The organism is Nocardia sp. NPDC052566, assembly GCF_044547285.1.
GTDB lineage: Bacteria > Actinomycetota > Actinomycetes > Mycobacteriales > Mycobacteriaceae > Nocardia.
Map to the genome: position 1 here is coordinate 177,655 of NZ_JBIUAF010000002.1, position 18,384 is coordinate 196,038.

Sequence of the window (18,384 nt, forward strand, 5' to 3'; positions counted from 1 at the left end):
ACTGGAACCAGGAGCGGCCGGGGCACGCTCGGTCAGGTTCTGTCGTAGCCGTTCAGTGCGGTGAGGATGGCCTCCCGCATGGCAGGGCTTCCGGTGTGTCCGGATTCATCGATGATGTGCAGTTCCGCCGCCGGCCATGCGCGGGCCAGGTCCCAGGCAGCGCGTAGTGGTCCGGCGAGGTCGAGTCGGCCGTGGATGAGGGTGGCGGGGATGTCGGCGAGTTGGTGTGCGTCGCGCAGCAGTTGGTTGTCTTCGAGCCAGGCGTGGTGTGCGAAATAGTGGGTGCAGATGCGGACGAAAGCCGTCATGGCGAGCGCGGGTTTCTTGCCGTATTGACCTGGATTGCCTCGGGCTTCATGGGCAATCACGGCATCCTCCCAAGCGCACCACGCACGAACCGCCTCGTCACGCACGTCGTGGTCGGGATCGTTGACCAGCCGCCGGTACCCGCCGACGAGGTCACCGTCACGTTCGGCGGCGGGCACATGGTCGCGGAACGCCTCCCAGGCATCCGGGAGTAGGAGACCCACGCCCCGGTAGAGCCAGTCGAGCTCGGCGGGCGTGGTAGTGGTGACGCCGACCAGCACGATTCGGCTCACCCGCTGGGGATACCGCTCGGCGTAGGCGAGGATCAGCGTCGATCCCCATGACCCGCCGTACAGCAGCCAGCGGTCGACGCCCAGATGCTCCCGAAGGCGCTCCATGTCAGCGATCAGATGCTCGGTTGTGTTGTGTTGCAAACCAACTCGTGGATCAGCGGCGTGCGGCAGACTCTCGCCACATCCCCGCTGGTCGAACAGCACGATGCGATACACAGCCGGATCGAACAACGACCGCGCTCCCCGCCGTCCACCATTACCCGGACCGCCGTGCACCACCAGTGCGGGTATACCCAGCGGGTTGCCGCTGGTTTCCCAGTAGATCCGCTGTTCGTCGCCGACGTCGAGCAAGCCGTGCCCGTACGGTTCGATGTTCGGGAATGGTTGTGCGGCAGCAAAATTCGGGGAGGACATCGCTGGGATTCTGCCATCCGAGCGAGGCGGGCGCGGATCCCCAGCGATGCCGACATCCCCAGGCGGATTCGCGGGGAATCACCCGGGGGTTTGACACGCCCCGGCCCCGGTGTCAGCGCAATAGCCTTGTAGTTATGGCCGATTCGACCCGTATGGATGTTCGCGGCTCGGTGCCCGGGGTGGCGCGTATCGGAAATGCGATCATGAGGAGCCGGAGCTTCGCCGCGGCCGTTGCCGGATTCGTGACCGCAGTGTTGAGTTCGGTGGTGGCGCAGGCGCAGCCGCAAGTCGACGGGTTCGACGTGGTCCACACCGACCTACGTGCCTCCATTGCCAGTACCTCGCCGGAAGTGTTGGGGGTGGTCGATCAACTCCTCGCGGTGGTCAATGGTGACGTGCGCACGCCGGTGCACACATTCCACGGAGAGGGTCCGCTCGCCGAGATGCCGCCGTCCTACGCGCCGTCGTGCATCGTGCCCGCCGGTGTGGTCGGACCGCCCAGCCTGGACTCGGTAGTGGTTCCGACCGTGCGCTTTTCCGGCCACACCACTCCATTCACAGGCAACCACAGCGCGTGGTTCAGCTTCGTCGCCGACGGTGCCGAACAGGTGCTCGAGCCGGACGACCCGTACCCCCTGACCCGACCGTTGCAGCTCTTGTGGCTCAACACCGGTGACGGTTCGTGGGGGCGAAACAACTTCTACCCTCAGGGCGACCCGTCCAACTTGTTGACCACGGTCGCCGGAAGCCTCTTCGCCGGTCAAGTGCATGGCACGTTGTGGGCGGTGGTCTGGGGCCAGGTGCGTCACCGCTACGACCGCATCCCGGGCATCACCTATGTCTGCGACTATTCGCCCAGTTTCGCCCGGTTCGACGACCTGTCCGAGGAGCCGGGGCTGTTTCCCCTCAACTGAGCTGGGCAACGCCATACCGGCACGTCGACACCTGCTGCGGGATGGACACCTCGCGATCTTGCTGGTCGCGGCCGACGAAATCCGGTCGCCGGCTCGTCACAGGTCCAGTTCTTGCCAAGGGATGTGGAGGGGGTACGGGAAATCGAAGTCGATGCCGTTGGGGTTGGCTGGCGTCCACTCGCCTGCAGCGATGTAGTTCGCCGGGTGTAGCGGTGTGACGCCTGCAGGTAGGCGTCCGTGGCCGGTTTCCAGGGCGTAGGCGCGGACGCTGGCGGTGCGGCGTGGGCTGCGGCCGAGGATGATCTCCCAGTACCAAGGGATTCCGGCGCTGGCGTATCGGGCCTTCTTCGCCTCGATATCGCGTTCGGTGTCGGAGGGCGACAGTACCTCGCCGACCAGGTGGACGTCGGCGGCGCGGATGTCCTGGTACTCCTGCTCGAGGCATCGGTAGACGAGGAAGTCTGGCGTGACGAAATCGGACTTTCCTGCGGTGCCGAAGAAGACGTTCGTTTCGATGGACGTCCGCCAGCAGTGGTCCGGGCGATTCGACATGTCGTCCCGCGCGCAACGCCGCAGGGCATTTCTGAATTCGACTGTGTAGTCCTGGTGCTCGGCCGGACCGCGCCGGACCCAGACCACCCGACCTTCCCACAGCTCGATCTGTCCCGCGATCTCCGTGGGCAGCTGCTCGAGGTCGTCCCAGGTCATGACGTCTGGGAGATCCGGTCGCTCGGCGTGCGGGATCGACATACCGGTCATGCTAGCCGCAGTCACGACCCGTCGACGACGGGAAGAATTCGAGGGCTTCGGGGAGGGGTTTGCGGGTCAGGGCGGGGACTTGGCAGGTGGGGGTCGGGTAGCCGATGGGGAAGAGGATGTAGGGGCGTTCGGTGGGTGGGCGCTGCAGGATTTCGGTGAGGAAGGCCATGGGGTTGGGGGTGTGGGTGAGGGTGGATAGACCCATGGTGTGCAGTGCGGCGATGAAGAGTCCGCAGGCTATGCCGACGCTTTCGTTGACGTAGTAGTTCTTGCGGAGTGCGCCGTCGGGCTGGGGCGTGCTCTTCTCGGCGAAGACGACGACGATCCAGGGGACGACGTCGAGATAGGACTTGTCGGAGGTGGTTTCCAGCGGCGCGAGCGCGGTGCGCCACGCCTCGGGGAGGCGTCCGCCCTCGTAGTTGATGCGTTCCTCGTGCTCGGCGGCCTCGCGGATCCGGTGCTTGATGACCGGATCGCCGACGGCGATGAACTTCCACGGCTGCTGGTGCGCGCCGGAGGGTGCGGTGTTGGCGGCGGCCACGGCGATTTCGATCATCCGCCGTGGCACCGGGTCGGGCGAGAAGAACCGCACGCTGCGGCGTGCTTCGAGGAATTCGTGGAACTTCTCGCCGCGCCCGATGCCGTCGGCCTGGTCGAGGCGGGGCGGCTGGTACGGCACAAAGGGGTGGTCGTGCACCGGCTGAGTCATCGACGGGTGTGTCATGGGCTCAGCGTATGTTCCGCTCCCGCAGTGGGTTTCACAAAGGGCGTTTCACAGCAGCCACGGGTTGGTCGTGCACACCGGCGCCCGGCCGCCGGACGGATCGAGCGCGCGCAGCGCCAGCGATACCGCGCGCGGTGAGTACAGCATCGAGTTGTGGTCGGAGGTGTCGAGCGAGCAGCCGTCCTGCAGCAGCACGTCGTCGACCGTCGCGCCGGGACCCGCGGTCAGGTAGGTCCTGGTGAACGGGCTCGATACCTCGTCGTACCGGTCGGCGACGATGGTGTAGTCCACGCCGGGCATGGTGTCGCCGCCCTCGTTCAGCCGGGTGAGCACCGGCGAGCCGATGAGCTGCTGAATGCCCGCGTGCCCGATGAGGGTTTCGGTGGGTGCGGCGAGGTCGACGCCGAGGGTGTTCTTGAAGACGCCGAGCAGGCTGCCGAGTCCGCTGAGTGTGGTCCCGTGGTTGGTGGCGCCGTAGGTGATCAGCTTCTTCACCTTGTTCGCTTCCGGATTGTCCGGATTCGCACCGCCGTCGAACTTCAGGAACTGGCGTGCCACCACACCGCCCTGTGAGTGCCCGATCATGTCGACCTGTCCGGCCCCGGTGGCGCCGAGCACCCGATCGACGAAGACCGCGAGCTGCTTCGCGGAATCCTCGATATAGCCGGTGGCGCCGATGGTCGGCTGCACGAGTCCCGCGCCGGGTGTGTTGGCGCGGCCGTAGTTGAAGGTGAACACGCAGTAGCCCGCCTTCGCGAGCTGGGGCGACATGTACGAGTACGCGCCGAACGCGCTCGCCCAGGTGCCGTGTACGAGGACGACCGGGCGCGGGTGCGCCGCATCCGGTTTGCACGCCCAGTTGTTGGCGCCCTGCGGTGCGACGTCCGGATTGGCCAGACCGTAGGCGAACGCGGCCGCCTCATCGGTGAGCACCGGCCCGTAGCCGACCGTGTCGGAGGAGTGCGATTCCGGCGCCTGGCCCGGATCACCAACGGCCACAGCGGTGTTCAACCCGATACCGACAATCGCGGCCGCCATGATCGCCGCGGCGGCGCGCGGCGAACGGAGGATACTTCTCATTGTCGCTGCTTTCTGGAACGAGTGTGCTGTGCGCACAGGTGAATTGGTGGTGACTGCCGCAGCGACTAGAAATTTGGTCGAGCGTCCAGCTGAGCAAAGGCTAAACCCAATTCGCCAGAAAATTGCCATGACTACTTTCACATGGCAGCAATCGGCGGATGATCGATCAGGGTACGGCCGGTCGGCACGCGGGTGCCGACGCGGCCCTGATGGTTTACTTACCGGCCATTAACCTGCTGTTCTCGAAGTTCGGCAATGTCGAACACGATCCATTGCGAAGACGTCCGCCGCTACGGCATGCGCTGGGCGCGCGGCCGGATGGGCAGGCCGAGCAGCATGCTCAGCAGTAGCCGCGCGAAGTGCGCATGCCCGCGCAGCCCGCTTCTGGTGCAGGCGACCGACCAGACCGTGCGCACCGAATTCGGCGCGAGTACGCGATCGCCGAACCGGTCGGACAGCCAATCGAGCATCACCGGCAGTCCGAGGAATTGCAGCGGCAGATGGGTGCCGGTGCGGTCACGCAGATAATGCACCCGCGCGCCTGCGGTCAGGTAGCGCTGTACGTGCGCGTCCACATCGGCGACCGCGATGACCTCGTCGGGCACGCCCTGCAGGATCAGCAGCGGCATCGCGGGCGCGCGGCCGCCGGGGCGGATGTCGTCGAGCACGCGCCGCAGCTCCGGATGGGCGAGCAGTCCGGCGATGCCGTCGGCGGTGTGCTTATCGATATCGCGGCGGGCGAACCGGTACAGCAGCGGAAACGTCGCGCTCGTCGCGGCCGCGGCGAGCATGTCGAGATAGGCGTCGCTGAGTCGCTCGCGCAGCATCCGATCCAGTTCGGGATACGCGCGGCACAGTCCCGCCGTGAAAACGGCGGCGAACCCGGCGAAGAATCCGCCGTTCAATCGGACGAACGCCGCGGCCGGATCGCCGACCGGCGATCCCGCGACCGCGCCGACGATGTCGAGCTCCGGCGCGTACTCGGCGGCCAGCTCCGCCGCCCACATGGTGGCCAGGCCGCCGCCCGAATATCCCCACAGCGCAATGGGTGCCGCCGGGTTCAACCCGAGCGGGGTGAACCCGAGGCAGGCCCGGATCCCGTCGAGTGCGCGATAACCAGGTTCGCGCGCCGCGCCGAACCGGCCGCCGATGCCCTCGTGATCGGGCACCGACACCGCCCAGCCGCGGGCCAGCGCGCTGGCGATGAGCGGCAGTTCCAGCTGCGGTATCGAGCCCGCCGCGCGTGCGCCGCGCCGAAGCGCATAGGAGGGAAAGCATTTCGACGCGATGGCATCGATCGCGCACTGGAAGGAGACGAGCGGCCGCGGCTCGGTCGGATCGGCATCCCATGGCAGCAGCACGGTGGTCACCGCGACCTCGGGCGTGCCGTGCAGGTCGCAGCTGCGATACAGCAGCTGCCATGCCGAAATCCGTTGCGGCACTCGCCCGAACAAGGCCAGCTCGACCCGGCGGGAGCGAACGATCGCGCCGGGTTGTAGCCGATCGATCGCCTCCGGCGTCCGGTAGAACGGATCCTGTTCGGGCAGCGGCAATCCGGGGCCGCGGTGGGTCTGGGTCGGTTCCGCCGGGGCGAGTACACCCGCTTCGACTCCGGGATTCATCTGGGTTCATCCTTTCGACAGCACGCACGTCTGGCGACATCGCCGCGCCGCCGGTGCCGCTGGATGCCCGATATCTCTTCAAACTACGAATCTCGGCCGACGAAAAGAACTGTCACCGAAGACAATTCACGGGCGGGACATTCTCCCGCCCGTGCAGTGACTTGCTAGAGGTGGCCACCGCCGCCGACCATCCACGGATTGAACGTGCACTCCAGGCCCGGATACGCCGCGGGATCGAGCGCGTGCAGCGCGATGGATGCCGCGCGCGGCGAGTACATCATCGTCAGGTGATCCGACATGTCCTGTTCGCAGCCCGCCTGCAAGGTGATGTTGTCCACCGTCGCACCGGGACCCGGCTGCAGGAAGGTCCAGTCATAGGGGTTCGTGACCTGGTCGTGCCACGAACCGACGACGGTGTAGTCGACGCCGGGCACGGTGTCGCCCAACGCGTTCAGCCGCGCGTAGAACGCCGAGCCGACGGCCTGCTGCACATTGGCGGGGCCGATCAGCGGCTGGTAGAAGCCGAGAATGTCGACGCCGAGATTGTTGATCAGCCTGCCGAGCAACGCGATACCGAGCAGCGAGGTGCCGTGGTGGGTGGCGCCGAAGGTGATCAGCTTGCGCACCTTGCCCTCGCCCCCTTCGAATTTCAGGTACTGATCGGCCACTGTGCCGCCCTGGGAGTGCCCGATGATGTCGACCGTGTCCGCGCCCGTCGCCGTCCGCACGCGGTCGACGAAGGCGGCGAGCTGCCGCGCGGAATCCTCCATCTGCCCGACGCCGTAGCGCCCGGGCAGGATCGGGCCGAGCCCGCCGCCTTCGAGCAGGCCGGAGCGGCCGAAATTGAAGGCGAACACACAGAATCCGGCGCGGGCGAGGCGCGGGGAGAGGAAGGCGAAGGTGTCGTAGGCGTTGAGCCAGGTGCCGTGCAGTAGCACGACCGGACGGGGATGTTCGGCGCTCGGTGTGCAGTTCCAGCGATTCGCGCCGGGTGGCGCCGCATCGGGATGGGTGAGGCCGTAACCGAATGCGGCCAGGTAGGCCGACAACTCCGGCCCCTCGCCGAGTACATCGGAGGCGCGGCTCGTCGAGGATCCCGAACTGCTGCCGGAATCGACGACGGCCGTCGGCCGCCTGCCGTCCGCCGCGGGGTTCAGCCCCGCGCTGATGTAGTCGGCGAGCGCCTGTTCGGTCGGCGCGATGGGTGCATCGGCTTGCGCCGCACCCGAATCCAGGAGTGCGGCGATGGTCATTCCGGCGACCACCGCCGCACCCAGCGCGGCGCGCCTGATGTGCTGCTTCATTGCGAACATTCCGTTACCTCCGTCGGACAGCGGCTCGCTCGCGCCGATCACCAACCGCCACAAGGTGTTACCTGGAACACGTTGAGATAGTCGGTGTGAGCGCGGCCATAGCTGAGCCGCTGACCAAATCTAGAAGCGGGCCGCCGCGGGTGTCACTGCACCGTCGAGAGAAGAACTCGGCGCGAAAGTTGGCGCCCGAGCCAAAGTTCTGCCCGGTCGGCGCGAAACGTTGCCGCCAATCCTGTCGTTGGAAACAATCGCCGCATGTCCGTCCCGCTATCCACGCCGACCGAGCGCGCTCCGCTCGTCGCGCGCCTGCTGACCCGCTGGCCGCAGATCGCCGAGCGCATGCTTGCCGCCGGACTCGGTTCCACCCCGCCCGCGGCCGAATTGCCCGAGGGACATTTCACCGCCGAGGTGCTGCCCGCCATCTATGCCTGCGGCCGCGCGGTACTTCAGGCTATCGGCGAGCAGCGGGTGTTCACCAGGACGGAGGTCGCGGCGTTCGTGGTGCCGGTGGTCGAGCGGCACGCGGAGGATCGGTTCCCGCTCGCCGTGCTGATCGAGGCCATTCACGGCTCGGCCCAGTCGGTGCTCGCCGAGGCCGCGGAGCTGGCGACGCCCGCGGAGATGGCCGAACTGGTCGTGGTCGGCGAGCGCCTGCTCGACCTGCTGATGCATATCAACATCACCGTGGTGGAGACCTACACCGAGGTCGAGCAGTCGATCTACAACGTCGAGCGGGAGGCAAGGCGCGAGCTGTGCTCGGCACTACTGCACGGCCAGCCCGCCGATGAGCTCGCGGCCAGGGCCGATACCGCGCTCGCGGAGCGCTATACGGTGCTCGCGTTCCATATCCCGCGCGCCGATCTGCCCGGCCCCGCCGCGAATCTCGTTACCCGGCGGCGTATCCGGGTATTGCAGCGTGCGCTGGACAATCTCACCGGCACCACCGCGCTCACCACCTTCGACGGCACGACCGGAATCGCGTTGCTGCCCAGCGTTTCCGATTCGGAGCAGCAGCACGATCAGCTGGGTACGGAGCTGGCCGAGCAGTTCGGCACCGAGGTCTTCATCGCCGAATGCCGTGCGGTAGCCCGCGACGGTGTGCCACCCGCCGCCCGCGATACCGCCGAACTCGCCGAACTGGCCAGGCTGCTCGGCAGGCCGACGGGTGTCTACCGGCTCGACGACCTACTGCTCGAATACCAGCTGACCAGGCCGGGACCCGCCCGCGACCGGCTGTCGGAGCGGATCGCGCCGATCCTGCCGAGCCCGCATCTGCTGGAGGCGCTGGACGCCCACTTCCGGCACGGTTCCGAGCGCAAGGCCGCGGCGGCCGAAATCCACGTCCATCCGAACACTTTCAGCTACCGGCTGCGCCGGATCGCCGAACTCACCGGTATCGATCCCACGGTGCCCACCGACTCCCGCCTGCTCGCGGCGGCGCTGACCATCCACCGGCTCTACCCGCCGTCGAACGGCTCGGCGGCGCCGGTCTGAGGGGCACCCCTATCAACCCCTATCGGGGACCGCCGCCGGGCGGCGCCCGACCGGCGGGTCGTGTCCGCGGCTCGCCTCTGACCTGCATCGCTGCCAAATGTTGTTCCGTTGCAACAGGTTTCGATCCGCTCGCCGGGGTGATCGGCAACCCCGGATCGCCCGTGCGCCCTGTGGCAGGGTGGTCGGGCATGAAGACGATCCTGATCACCGGAGCCACCTCGGGTATCGGTCTCGAGGCCGCTCAGCAGCTAGCCGCCGGGGGCGATCGGCTCGTGCTGGTCGGGCGGAATCCGCAGAAGCTCGCGCGGACAGCGGAACTGGTCGAGGCCGCGGGTGCGGGCGGCGTCGACACACTCGAATGCGACTTCTCCTCGCAGTCCTCGATCAGGCAGCTGGCCAAATCGGTGCTCGCGCAGTACGACCGGCTGGATGTGCTGGCCAACAACGCGGGCGGCTACCACAAGGAGCGCACCGAGACCGCGGACGGTATCGAGGCCACCTTCGCCGTCAACCACCTCGGTGGGTTCCTGCTCACCGAACTGCTCACCGATCTCCTGGTGCAGAGCGCGCCCGCGCGCATCCTGTTCACCTCGTCGGTGCTGCACTTCGGCGCCACCCTGGATTTCGACGATCTCGGCTTCGCACAGGGGTACACGGGGGAGAAGGCGTACAGCCGGTCCAAGCTGGCGAACATCCTGTACGCCAAGGCGCTGGCCAAGCGGTTGGCAGGCACCCGGGTGACGGTCAACGCCTTCCATCCCGGTGCGGTGGACACCGGGATTTGGGATTCGATCCCGTGGTTCGGCCAGCCCCTGGTGTCGATCGCCAAGCGGCTGTTCATGATTTCCGCCGCGGAGGGCGGATACACACTCGCCTACCTGGCGGCCGATCCCGAGGTCGCCGAGGTCACCGGCGAGTACTTCCAGAAGAACCGCAACAAGGTGCCGTCGCGTCGCGCACAGGACGACGCGCTGGGGCAGCGGCTGTGCGAGGTGAGCGCGGCCATGGTCGGACTCACCGAATAGGCGCAGCGGCTGGGCAGTCCACGACAACGGTGTCGAAAGTGCAACGGACACAACTCGTTTGTCACCGACTGAGGTGCAGAAAGCAGGGGTAATGCAGCGTACGCGTTTCGAGTCGATCGGCTCGTACACACCGGAGACCGTCCGCTCCACCGAGGATTTGATCGCGAGCCTGGAGGTGCCCAGATCGCTGGATCTGGAGCGGATCACCGGGATCAAGAATCGGCGGGTCTACGACTCCCGTCCCGACCATTACGAATCCTCGTTCGAGTTGGCGCTGAACGCCATCGACGACTGCCTGCGACATTCCGATTACGCGGCAGACGAATTGGACATCATCATCTCCGCCTCGATCACCCGCACCCGCGGCAAGGAGATCTTCTGCTACGCACCGGCATTCGCGCTGATGCTCGGCAACGCGATCGGCGCCACCTCGGCGCGGCACTTCGACGTGTCCAACGCGTGCGCGGGCATGATGACCGGAGTTCTGGTGCTCGACCGCCTGATCAAGGCCGGTGTGGTGCGCAACGGGCTGGTGGTCAGCGGTGAGCAGATCACCCCGATCGCCGAGACCGCGGTGCGCGAGATCAGCCAGCCCTACGATCCGCAGTTCGCGGCGCTGACCGTGGGTGATGCCGCGGTGGCAGTGGTGCTCGACGACAAGGGCGACGACAACGACGAGATCCACTACGTGGAGCTCATGACCACCGCCGACGGCGCGGAACACTGCCTAGGCATGCCGAGCGACCGCTCGACCGGTATCGCGCTGTACACCGACAACCGTGCGATGCAGAACGAAGCCCGCTACCAGCAGGCCATCGACCGCATGTCGACCTTTCTGAAGGAGACCGGCCGCACCTGGGAGAGCGAGAAATACGACTACTGGATCCATCACCAGTTCAGCGCACCGGCCATCGAATACATCAGCCACCTGACCGAACAGCACTTCGGCACGCCGATGCCGCAGGCGCTGAATGTCATGCACGACTACGGAAATACCGCGTCGACCTCGCATTTCGTGGTGCTGCACGAATATCTCGCGCAACAGAAGATCCCCAAGGGATCGAAGATTCTGATGATTCCGGAGGCATCCGGCATCGTGTCCGGGCATCTGGCCGCCACCATCTCGCGTCTGGAGGCCTGAGCCATGGCCACCAGCATCGTCGCGGCCGCGACCAACAGCGACCCGGATACCGGCAGCTACTTCGAACTCGCGGCGCGCGCCGCGCGCACCTGCCTCGAACGCGCGGGCGTCTCGCCCGACGAGGTCGGCATGCTCATCAACACGGGTGTCTTCCGTGACGACAACCTCTCCGAGCCCGCGGTGTCGGCCCTGATCCAGAAGCGGATCGGCATCGGCCTGGAATACCGGCCGGGCCGAGTACCCGCCTTCTCCTTCGACCTGATGCACGGCGCCACCGGTCTGCTGCACGCCATCACCACCGCGGGCTGCTTCCTGGCCACCGGGGAGGTGGAGTACGCACTGCTCGTCGCGGGCGATATCCATCCGTCGAAACAGCGACAGGTGGCCGGATTCCCCTACACCCCGGGCGGCGCCGCGCTGCTGCTCGAAAGCACGCCGCTGGCAGGCGGATTCGGCCGGCTGCATACCAGCCAGACCAGCGGCGACGCCGATCCCTCCGCCTGGGTGGCGCTCGGCGACGTCGGCGCCAACGGCCGCTCGGCCATGCGGATCGCGCCGGGCGAGGAGGATCCGCTGGCGCTGGCCGCCGACGCGGCCCGTGCCTGCATGGCCGACACGGGCATCGACGGCGACGATTTCGCCGAGGGACGAGCGGTGGTGCTTGCCCCGGCATCCGGTCTCGGCTTCCGCGCCCGGCTCGCCGAAACACTGGGTCTCACACCGGAATCGGTGATCGGCGTCGCCCCCGCTGCCGGTGATCCGTACTCGGCCGCACCGGTGCACGCGTACCTGCACGCGCAGGCCACCGGGATACTCGCGACCGCGCGGACGGTGCTGTTCCTGGCGGCGGACGACGCCTCGGCCGCCTGCCTGGCCTACCGCCCGCCGGTACCGGCGCTCACACTGCTGGGCCGTAGCGGCCTGACCAGCGAAAGGTATTGACAGCACCGGGAATCGGCGTACGGGTTTACCCAGTGCGCTGACAGGATCCGGCCGGTGCGCATACGCTTGTGTGCACCGGCTGGATCAACGGGGCGGCCGGACCGCCTCTGCTGCGACGATGCCGCATCTTCAGTGCACCCGAGCTCTTTCGGTGGTGCCCTTCCCCAGTCGGGACATCTCATCGACGAAGGGGGCTCGGGCATGCGCCGGGCGATCTCGCCACAGGGCGAGCAGTGGTCGATCCTCGCACACTCACGCATCGGGCAGGCCATGGCCGTGCTCGGCGGTGTCAGCACGGCGGGACTGATCGCCGAGCTGCTCGCCGCCGACGAGGTCGCGGTACGGGCGGTGCTCTGTCATGTCGGCGGATCCGGCGCGGTGGCGCGCATCGCGGACCGGGAGACCGGCGAGCGGATCCTGCGCGATGTTCCGGCGCCGGTCCGCAAGGAACTGCACCGCCGTGCCGCGGAATTGCTGTACGACAAGGGTTTTCCCGCGGACGCGGTGGCCGATCAGCTGGTCGCCGCGGAGGCCCCCGACTATCCGTGGGCCGCACGGGTGCTGCTCGCCGCGGCCGAGCACGCGCTGGCGAGCGACCGGATCGACCTGGCCGTCGAACGATTCGAACTGGCCTATCGCGCGCATCGCGATCCGGCCGAGCGTGCCGCGATCGCGGTGCGGCTGGTCGGTGTCGAATGGCGGATCACGCCGTCGCACCGGACGCGCAACTTCCTGCGCGTGAAGTCGGCCGTGCGCACCGGACGGGTGGGCGGCGCGCTGTTGCCGTCCGCGGTGATGTTCCTGCTCTGGCACGGTCAGGGCCAGCACGTCGAGCACGCACTGGCACAGGTCGATCGGCATCGTCCCGACGGCGATCGACCTGAGCTGGACTTCCTGTGCGCCTGGCTGCGGTATTCGCATCCGCCGCTGGTGGCGCGGCATCCCGGGCTCGGCGGCGCCGATATCGGGCGCCCGGCCGCCGATGAGCAATCCCCGCATCTGCTCGGCGCGGAACTGCTGCGTGGACTGTTCGCCGGGCGCTCGGCCGAGGAGATCGCCACGCTCGCCCAGCGGCTGCTCACCTGTCACCGGCTCGCCACCACCACCGTGGAAACCCTTGCGGCAGCGGTCAATTGCCTCATCTACACCGACAGGCTGGACACCGCGGCGGCCTGGTGCGACGCACTGCTCGCCGAGGCGGACGCGCGCAGAGCGCCGACCTGGCAGGCGATCTTCGCCGGGCTGCGCGCGGAGACCATGCTGCACAAGGGCGCCGTGCGGGTGGCGGCCAACGATGCGATGCTGGCGCTGAATCATGTTCCGGCCGAACACCTCGGCGTCTGGATCGGCACGCCGATCGCCGCGCTCGTTCGCGCGCTGACGGTGGCGGGCAGGCACGACGAGGCCGCGGCGCAGTTGCAACGCGATGTGCCCGCGGCACTGTTCGAGTCCAGGTTCGGTCTGACCTATCTACAAGCCCGCGGCCACCACCAGCTCGCGGTCGGCCGGGCCGACGAGGCGCTGCGCACCTTCCGCCGGTGCGGCCATCTGATGCGCCGGTGGCGGCTCGACGTGCCGTGGCTGGTGCCGTGGCGCAACGACATCGCCTCGGCCTACCTCGCACTCGGTGAACAGCAGCACGCGCGCGTCTTCGCGACGCGGCATCTGCGGGCACTCGGCGGCGCCGACCGGCATCGGACCGGTGGTGTGTCGCTGCGGCTGCTCGCGGCGACGGCCGACCGCTATCACCGGGTGCGGCTGCTGCGCGACTCCGTGGCGATCGCCCGTTCCTGTGGTGACGACGCCGAATTAGCCACGGCGCTCGGTGAATTGGGCCGTGCGCACCGCACCGTCGGCGATCACGACAAAGCGCGGACATTGATCAGGGAGGCCGTCCGGCTCGCCGACGGCTGCGGCGCGGAACTACTGCTCGGCGATCTGCTCGACGGCAGGCCGCGCCCGGCGACGCTGGTACCGCGCCCGGCGCCGACCGGTGTCGGCACGCTGAGCCCCGCCGAACTGCGGGTGGCCGAGCTCGCCGCGCTCGGCCGACGCAATCGCGAGATTGCGGACGAACTCGCCATCACCGTCAGCACCGTGGAACAGCACCTCACCCGCGTCTACCGGAAGCTGGAGGTGGCCAGGCGCAGCGAGCTGAGCATCGTCTTTCCGGTGCAGGCCACCGGGTAGACGCGAACGGGGTGCCGGGCGCTCGGCCCGGCACCCCGTGTTCGGCGGTGGCTCAGCTGAAGGTCAGGCTGTTGATCGGCAGCGAAGCCTGGCGGGCCCCGCCGGCCAGGCACGGCCCGAGCATCGGTACGCCGTCGACCGCGCCCTGGTTGACGACCAGTTGCCCGCCCGCACCCGGTCCGCTGGTGATGGCGAGGGTGTTGGTCTTCGGTGCGCCGACGCCGCCCGGTACGTCGAACGGGCCGGACACCGTGCTGACTTTGCCGTCGGACCAGGCGACCGTGCCATCGACCTGACCGTTGACGTCGAGGCAGCTGCCGGTGCCGGTGAAGGTGGCGCGGATCGTGCCGCCCGGTGCCGGGGTGCCCTGGCAGCCACCGAAGTTGCCGTTGACCTGAGCGGTGGTGGGCGAGGAAATCAGGCCGATAGGCGAGGTATCGAAGTTGACCACGCCACCGCTACAGGATCCGGAGACCGGATCCGCCTCGGCGGTCGCGCCGACGAAGAACGGGGTGGCGATGACGGCGGTGGTCATGGTCGCGGCGGCGGCTTTCTTGGTGAACGACATGATTAACACCTCTCTATAGGAGTGGGGCTGTTGGCCATTCGGTAGAGCCCGTGCGCACGATGTAGCGACGCTACTGCGCGATAGCCGATCCGCATATGTTCGGATGGCGCAGATCACATCTCCTGGAGAATTGCGTGATTTCGTGGCCTGAACTGCACATATCGTGACGGGCTCAGTCAATGCGAATCAGCCGTGTGTGACCTAGAGGCTTGATATATTTCGCCAGAATGGCGAGCGCGCATATCCCGAGGAATGCGAGGCAGATGTTCGACTGGGACCTTCTCCGCAACACCTCCAGCATCCACGTGCTGATGCGATTGGCCGAGGAGCGGGGGATGTCCGCCGCCGAATGCCTGGCCGGGACCACGCTGCTCCCCGAGGCGGTGATCGATCCCGCCGCCGAGGCCACCGCACGCCAGGAGCTACGGGTGGTGCGCAACCTGCTCGAGCGCTTCGGCGATGAACCGGGGCTCGGCGCCGTCGCGGGCAGCCGCTATCACCTCTCGATGTACGGGCCGTGGGGTCTGGCGCTGCTCAGCAGCCGCACGGTGCGCGAGGTGGTCGACGTGGCGCTGCGCTACCTCGACCTCGCGTTCGTCTTCGGCCAGTTGACCTTCGAGGAATGCGGTGCGGACGCGCGGCTGCGGTTCGACGACTCGGAGATCCCGCGTGATCTGCGCCCCTTCCTCACCGAGCGGATCATGGCCGGTATCCGGACGATCGGTGTCGAACTCTTCGCCGCCGGAATACCGTTGCGACAGGTCGAATTCCGGCATGCCGCACCGTGGGACACCAGCAGGTACGTCGAGGTCTACGGTGTCGAGCCGATCTTCGGCGCGCCGGCCAATACGGTGACCTTCGACAGCGTCTACCTGGACATGCCGCTACCGCAGGCCAACGAGTGGGCGCGCGGCACCTGTGAACAGCTGTGCCGTGACCTGCTGGCCCGCCGGCGCGCGCGAACCGGTGTGGCAGGGGCGGTGCGCGATCTGCTCGTGCGCAATCCCGGTGAGATCCCGGATCAGGTCGCGGTCGCCGCCGAGCTGTACATGAGTCCGCGCACACTGTCGCGGCGGCTCGGCGAGGAGGGCACGTCGTTTCGCGCACTGCTCGACGAGGTGCGGCAGATGCTGTCCGAGGAGCTGCTGACCCATACCGATATGACCACCGAGCAGGTGGCGGTCCGGCTCGGATACACGGAGGCGGCCTCGTTCATCCGGGCGTTCCGGCGCTGGCACGGCCGTCCGCCGCAGGACTTCCGGCATGCGGCGAGCGTCAGCCGAAGCTGACCTCCCAGCGCTTGATGCCGTTGATCCAGCCGGAGCGCAGGTGTTCCGGCTCGGCGAGCTGGGTGATGTGCGGCATGGTGTCCGCGATGGCGTTGAAGATCAGGTCGATCTCCAGGCGGGCCAGGTTCGCGCCGAGGCAGTAGTGGGTGCCCGCGCCGCCGAAGCCGACGTGCGGGTTGGGGTCGCGCAGCACGTCGAAGGTGAACGGGTCGTCGAAGGCGTCCTCGTCGAAATTGGCCGAGCTGTAGAACATTCCGACCCGCTGGCCCTTCGTGATGTCGACGCCACCGAGGGTGGTGTCGCGGGTCGCGGTGCGCTGGAAGACGCTGACCGGGGTTGCCCAGCGCACGATTTCGTCGGGGGCCGTGCGCGGGCGCTGCTCCTTGTACAGCTCCCACTGCTCCGGGTTGTCGACGAATGCCTTCATGCCGTGCGTGATCGAGTTGCGGGTTGTTTCGTTGCCCGCCACCGAAAGCAGGATCACGAAGTACGCGAACTCATCCGAGCCCAGGTGCTCGCCGTCGATATCGGCGTGCACCAGCTTGGTGACGATGTCCTCGGCCGGGCACGCGCGCCGCTGCTCGGCCATATTCCATGCGTAGCCGCTCAATTCGAGCAGCGCGGTCTGCGAATCGGCCGCGAACTCCGGATCCTCCGCGCCGATCATCCGATTCGACCAGGTGAACAGCTTCTTGCGATCCTGCTGCGGTACACCGAGCAGTTCGGCGATGGCCTGCAGTGGCAGCTCGGAGGCGACCAGCTCGACGAAATCGCCACCGCCACTGCGCTTCGCGTCGCGTACGATGGCCGCGGCCCGCTCGGTCAGCGCCGCGCGCAGCGCCTCGATCGCCCGCGGCGTGAACCCCTTCGACACGATCCGCCGATTCTTCGTATGCAGCGGCGGATCCATATTCAGCATGATCAGCCGCTGCATATCCAGCTGCTCCCTGGTGATCGTCGGCTGATACCGGATGATCGCCGAGTTCTCGGTGGAGGAGAACACCTCGGGATGCCGCGAAATCTCCTTGATGTCTTCGAGTTTGGTGACCACCCAGTATCCGCCGTCGTCGAATCCGCTCACCCCCTTCGGCTGTGCGTTCCACCAGATCGGCGCGCACCGCCGCAACTCGGCGAACTCCGCCGCGGGCCGTCGCCGCGCCCACAGATCCGGATCGGTGAAATCGAACCCCGCGGGTATCGAAGGAGTGGCCATCCCGACCTCCACTGAAACGTGTTCTACCTCAATTCAAACACGCCACCCACCACGCTCACGCCGAAATGGAGCGTGTGCCCCCGCCGCACATCTTGTGACAAACGCACGCATGCCGGCGCGGTGAGTCGGTGTGCGGGAGTCGAACGGTGTGCGGCCGACCGCGCCGGATGCGGTCGTAAGCTGGATCGCATGTCGGAGATGCGGGAATCGCGCGGCAGCGAACTCGACCGGCTGGTCGAGCTGCTCACCGGTCGCCGGGTTGTCGTGCTGACCGGGGCCGGGCTGTCGACCGACAGCGGCATTCCCGACTATCGCGGGCCGAGTTCGCCGCCGCGGAATCCGATGACCTATCAGCAGTTCGTCGGCGACGCGGCATTCCGGCAGCGGTACTGGGCGCGCAATCACGTCGGCTGGCGGCGGATGGACGCGTCACGGCCGAATCCGGGACATCGGGCGCTTGCCCGGTTGGAGCGGATGGGTGTGGTGACCGGCTTGATCACCCAGAATGTCGACCTGCTGCACACCAAGGCGGGCAGTCGCCGGGTGATCGATCTGCACGGCACCTACGCGCGGGTGTGCTGCCTCGCCTGCGGCGCGCTCATCTCCCGGATGGCGCTGGCCGAGCGTTTGGAGGCCGCGAATCCAGGATTCGCGGACGGTGTCCTCACCGATGGTGTCGAGGTCGCGCCGGACGCCGACGCGGTGGTCACCGATACCGAGAGCTTCCGGATGGTCGACTGCGAGCGCTGCGGCGGGATGCTCAAGCCGGACATCGTGTACTTCGGGGAGAGCGTGCCGAAGGAGCGCGTCGGCGCGGCCTACGACCTCGTCGACAACGCGGATGCCATGCTGGTGGCAGGCTCGTCGCTGACCGTCATGTCCGGGCTGCGCTTCGTCCGGCACGCGGCCAAGCAGGCCAAGCCGGTCGTCATCGTCAACCGCGGCAACACGCGAGGCGACGAATTGTCCACCCTCACTATGGATCTCGGCTGCTCGGCCACGCTCACCGCGTTGGCCGACAGCCTGCAGACCCTCGTTGTCGCTTGATGACGCCGCGAGTTCGGGTTCGGCCGAGCGCAGTCATATGGCCCCTTGGT

At 67.5% G+C, this 18,384-nt stretch carries 16 protein-coding genes; 8 read left to right on the plus strand and 8 right to left on the minus strand.

The window, feature by feature from the left end; all coding sequences use genetic code 11:
* Positions 1 to 32: 32 nt before the first annotated feature.
* Complete coding sequence (pip, locus tag ACIG5A_RS08220; protein ID WP_397239201.1) at positions 33 to 1,013, minus strand: prolyl aminopeptidase; 981 nt, start codon at positions 1,011 to 1,013, stop codon at positions 33 to 35.
* A 134-nt stretch (positions 1,014 to 1,147) separates the two neighbouring features.
* Between pip and ACIG5A_RS08225 the strand changes: the two genes are divergently transcribed.
* Entirely contained in the window at positions 1,148 to 1,927 is a 780-nt protein-coding gene (locus ACIG5A_RS08225; RefSeq protein WP_397239203.1) for a hypothetical protein, read from the plus strand.
* A gap of 96 nt (positions 1,928 to 2,023) precedes the next feature.
* On the opposite strand, the gene ACIG5A_RS08230 is transcribed toward ACIG5A_RS08225, so the two are convergent.
* From ACIG5A_RS08230 to ACIG5A_RS08250, 5 genes are all read right to left on the minus strand, one after another.
* Positions 2,024 to 2,677: a Uma2 family endonuclease gene (locus ACIG5A_RS08230; RefSeq protein ID WP_397239205.1), complete on the minus strand. Its 654-nt coding sequence runs from the start codon at positions 2,675 to 2,677 to the stop codon at positions 2,024 to 2,026.
* A 10-nt stretch (positions 2,678 to 2,687) separates the two neighbouring features.
* Entirely contained in the window at positions 2,688 to 3,410 is a 723-nt protein-coding gene (locus ACIG5A_RS08235) for a nitroreductase family protein (protein WP_397239207.1), read from the minus strand.
* A 48-nt stretch (positions 3,411 to 3,458) separates the two neighbouring features.
* Positions 3,459 to 4,490 carry an esterase/lipase family protein gene (locus ACIG5A_RS08240; protein ID WP_397239209.1) on the minus strand — a complete coding sequence of 344 codons (1,032 nt, stop codon included), beginning with the start codon at positions 4,488 to 4,490 and terminating at the stop codon, positions 3,459 to 3,461.
* A 290-nt stretch (positions 4,491 to 4,780) separates the two neighbouring features.
* On the minus strand, positions 4,781 to 6,112 hold the full coding sequence (locus tag ACIG5A_RS08245) for a lipase family protein (RefSeq protein ID WP_397239211.1): 1,332 nt from the start codon (positions 6,110 to 6,112) through the stop codon (positions 4,781 to 4,783).
* Positions 6,113 to 6,276: 164 nt separating this feature from the next.
* A complete protein-coding gene (locus tag ACIG5A_RS08250; RefSeq protein ID WP_397239213.1) occupies positions 6,277 to 7,416 on the minus strand; it encodes an esterase/lipase family protein in 1,140 nt (379 codons plus the stop codon).
* Positions 7,417 to 7,680: 264 nt separating this feature from the next.
* Between ACIG5A_RS08250 and ACIG5A_RS08255 the strand changes: the two genes are divergently transcribed.
* The 5 genes from ACIG5A_RS08255 to ACIG5A_RS08275 all read left to right on the plus strand — a co-directional run bounded on the left by ACIG5A_RS08255 (position 7,681) and on the right by ACIG5A_RS08275 (position 14,217).
* Entirely contained in the window at positions 7,681 to 8,919 is a 1,239-nt protein-coding gene (locus ACIG5A_RS08255) for a PucR family transcriptional regulator (protein ID WP_397239215.1), read from the plus strand.
* Between the two features lie 188 nt (positions 8,920 to 9,107).
* Positions 9,108 to 9,944, plus strand: coding sequence for an SDR family oxidoreductase (locus ACIG5A_RS08260; RefSeq protein WP_397239217.1), 837 nt, complete (start codon positions 9,108 to 9,110; stop codon positions 9,942 to 9,944).
* Between the two features lie 91 nt (positions 9,945 to 10,035).
* A complete protein-coding gene (locus ACIG5A_RS08265; RefSeq protein WP_397239219.1) occupies positions 10,036 to 11,085 on the plus strand; it encodes a 3-oxoacyl-ACP synthase III family protein in 1,050 nt (349 codons plus the stop codon).
* A 3-nt stretch (positions 11,086 to 11,088) separates the two neighbouring features.
* Positions 11,089 to 12,027, plus strand: a complete 939-nt coding sequence (locus ACIG5A_RS08270) for a hypothetical protein (protein ID WP_397239221.1) — start codon at positions 11,089 to 11,091, stop codon at positions 12,025 to 12,027.
* A 201-nt stretch (positions 12,028 to 12,228) separates the two neighbouring features.
* Positions 12,229 to 14,217 (plus strand): LuxR C-terminal-related transcriptional regulator, encoded by a 1,989-nt coding sequence (locus ACIG5A_RS08275; RefSeq protein ID WP_397239223.1) that lies wholly within the window; start codon positions 12,229 to 12,231, stop codon positions 14,215 to 14,217.
* A 52-nt stretch (positions 14,218 to 14,269) separates the two neighbouring features.
* Here the strand turns inward: ACIG5A_RS08275 and ACIG5A_RS08280 are convergent, their stop codons facing one another.
* Positions 14,270 to 14,785, minus strand: a complete 516-nt coding sequence (locus ACIG5A_RS08280; RefSeq protein ID WP_397239225.1) for a hypothetical protein — start codon at positions 14,783 to 14,785, stop codon at positions 14,270 to 14,272.
* 263 nt (positions 14,786 to 15,048) lie between these two features.
* Between ACIG5A_RS08280 and ACIG5A_RS08285 the strand changes: the two genes are divergently transcribed.
* Positions 15,049 to 16,074 carry an AraC family transcriptional regulator gene (locus ACIG5A_RS08285; protein WP_397239227.1) on the plus strand — a complete coding sequence of 342 codons (1,026 nt, stop codon included), beginning with the start codon at positions 15,049 to 15,051 and terminating at the stop codon, positions 16,072 to 16,074.
* On the opposite strand, the gene ACIG5A_RS08290 is transcribed toward ACIG5A_RS08285, so the two are convergent.
* Positions 16,061 to 17,287, minus strand: coding sequence for a cytochrome P450 (locus ACIG5A_RS08290; protein ID WP_397239229.1), 1,227 nt, complete (start codon positions 17,285 to 17,287; stop codon positions 16,061 to 16,063). The two genes, ACIG5A_RS08285 and ACIG5A_RS08290, sit on opposite strands and share 14 nt — an antisense overlap.
* A 189-nt stretch (positions 17,288 to 17,476) precedes the next feature.
* Between ACIG5A_RS08290 and ACIG5A_RS08295 the strand changes: the two genes are divergently transcribed.
* Positions 17,477 to 18,334 (plus strand): NAD-dependent protein deacetylase, encoded by an 858-nt coding sequence (locus ACIG5A_RS08295; protein ID WP_397239231.1) that lies wholly within the window; start codon positions 17,477 to 17,479, stop codon positions 18,332 to 18,334.
* Positions 18,335 to 18,384: the final 50 nt, after the last annotated feature.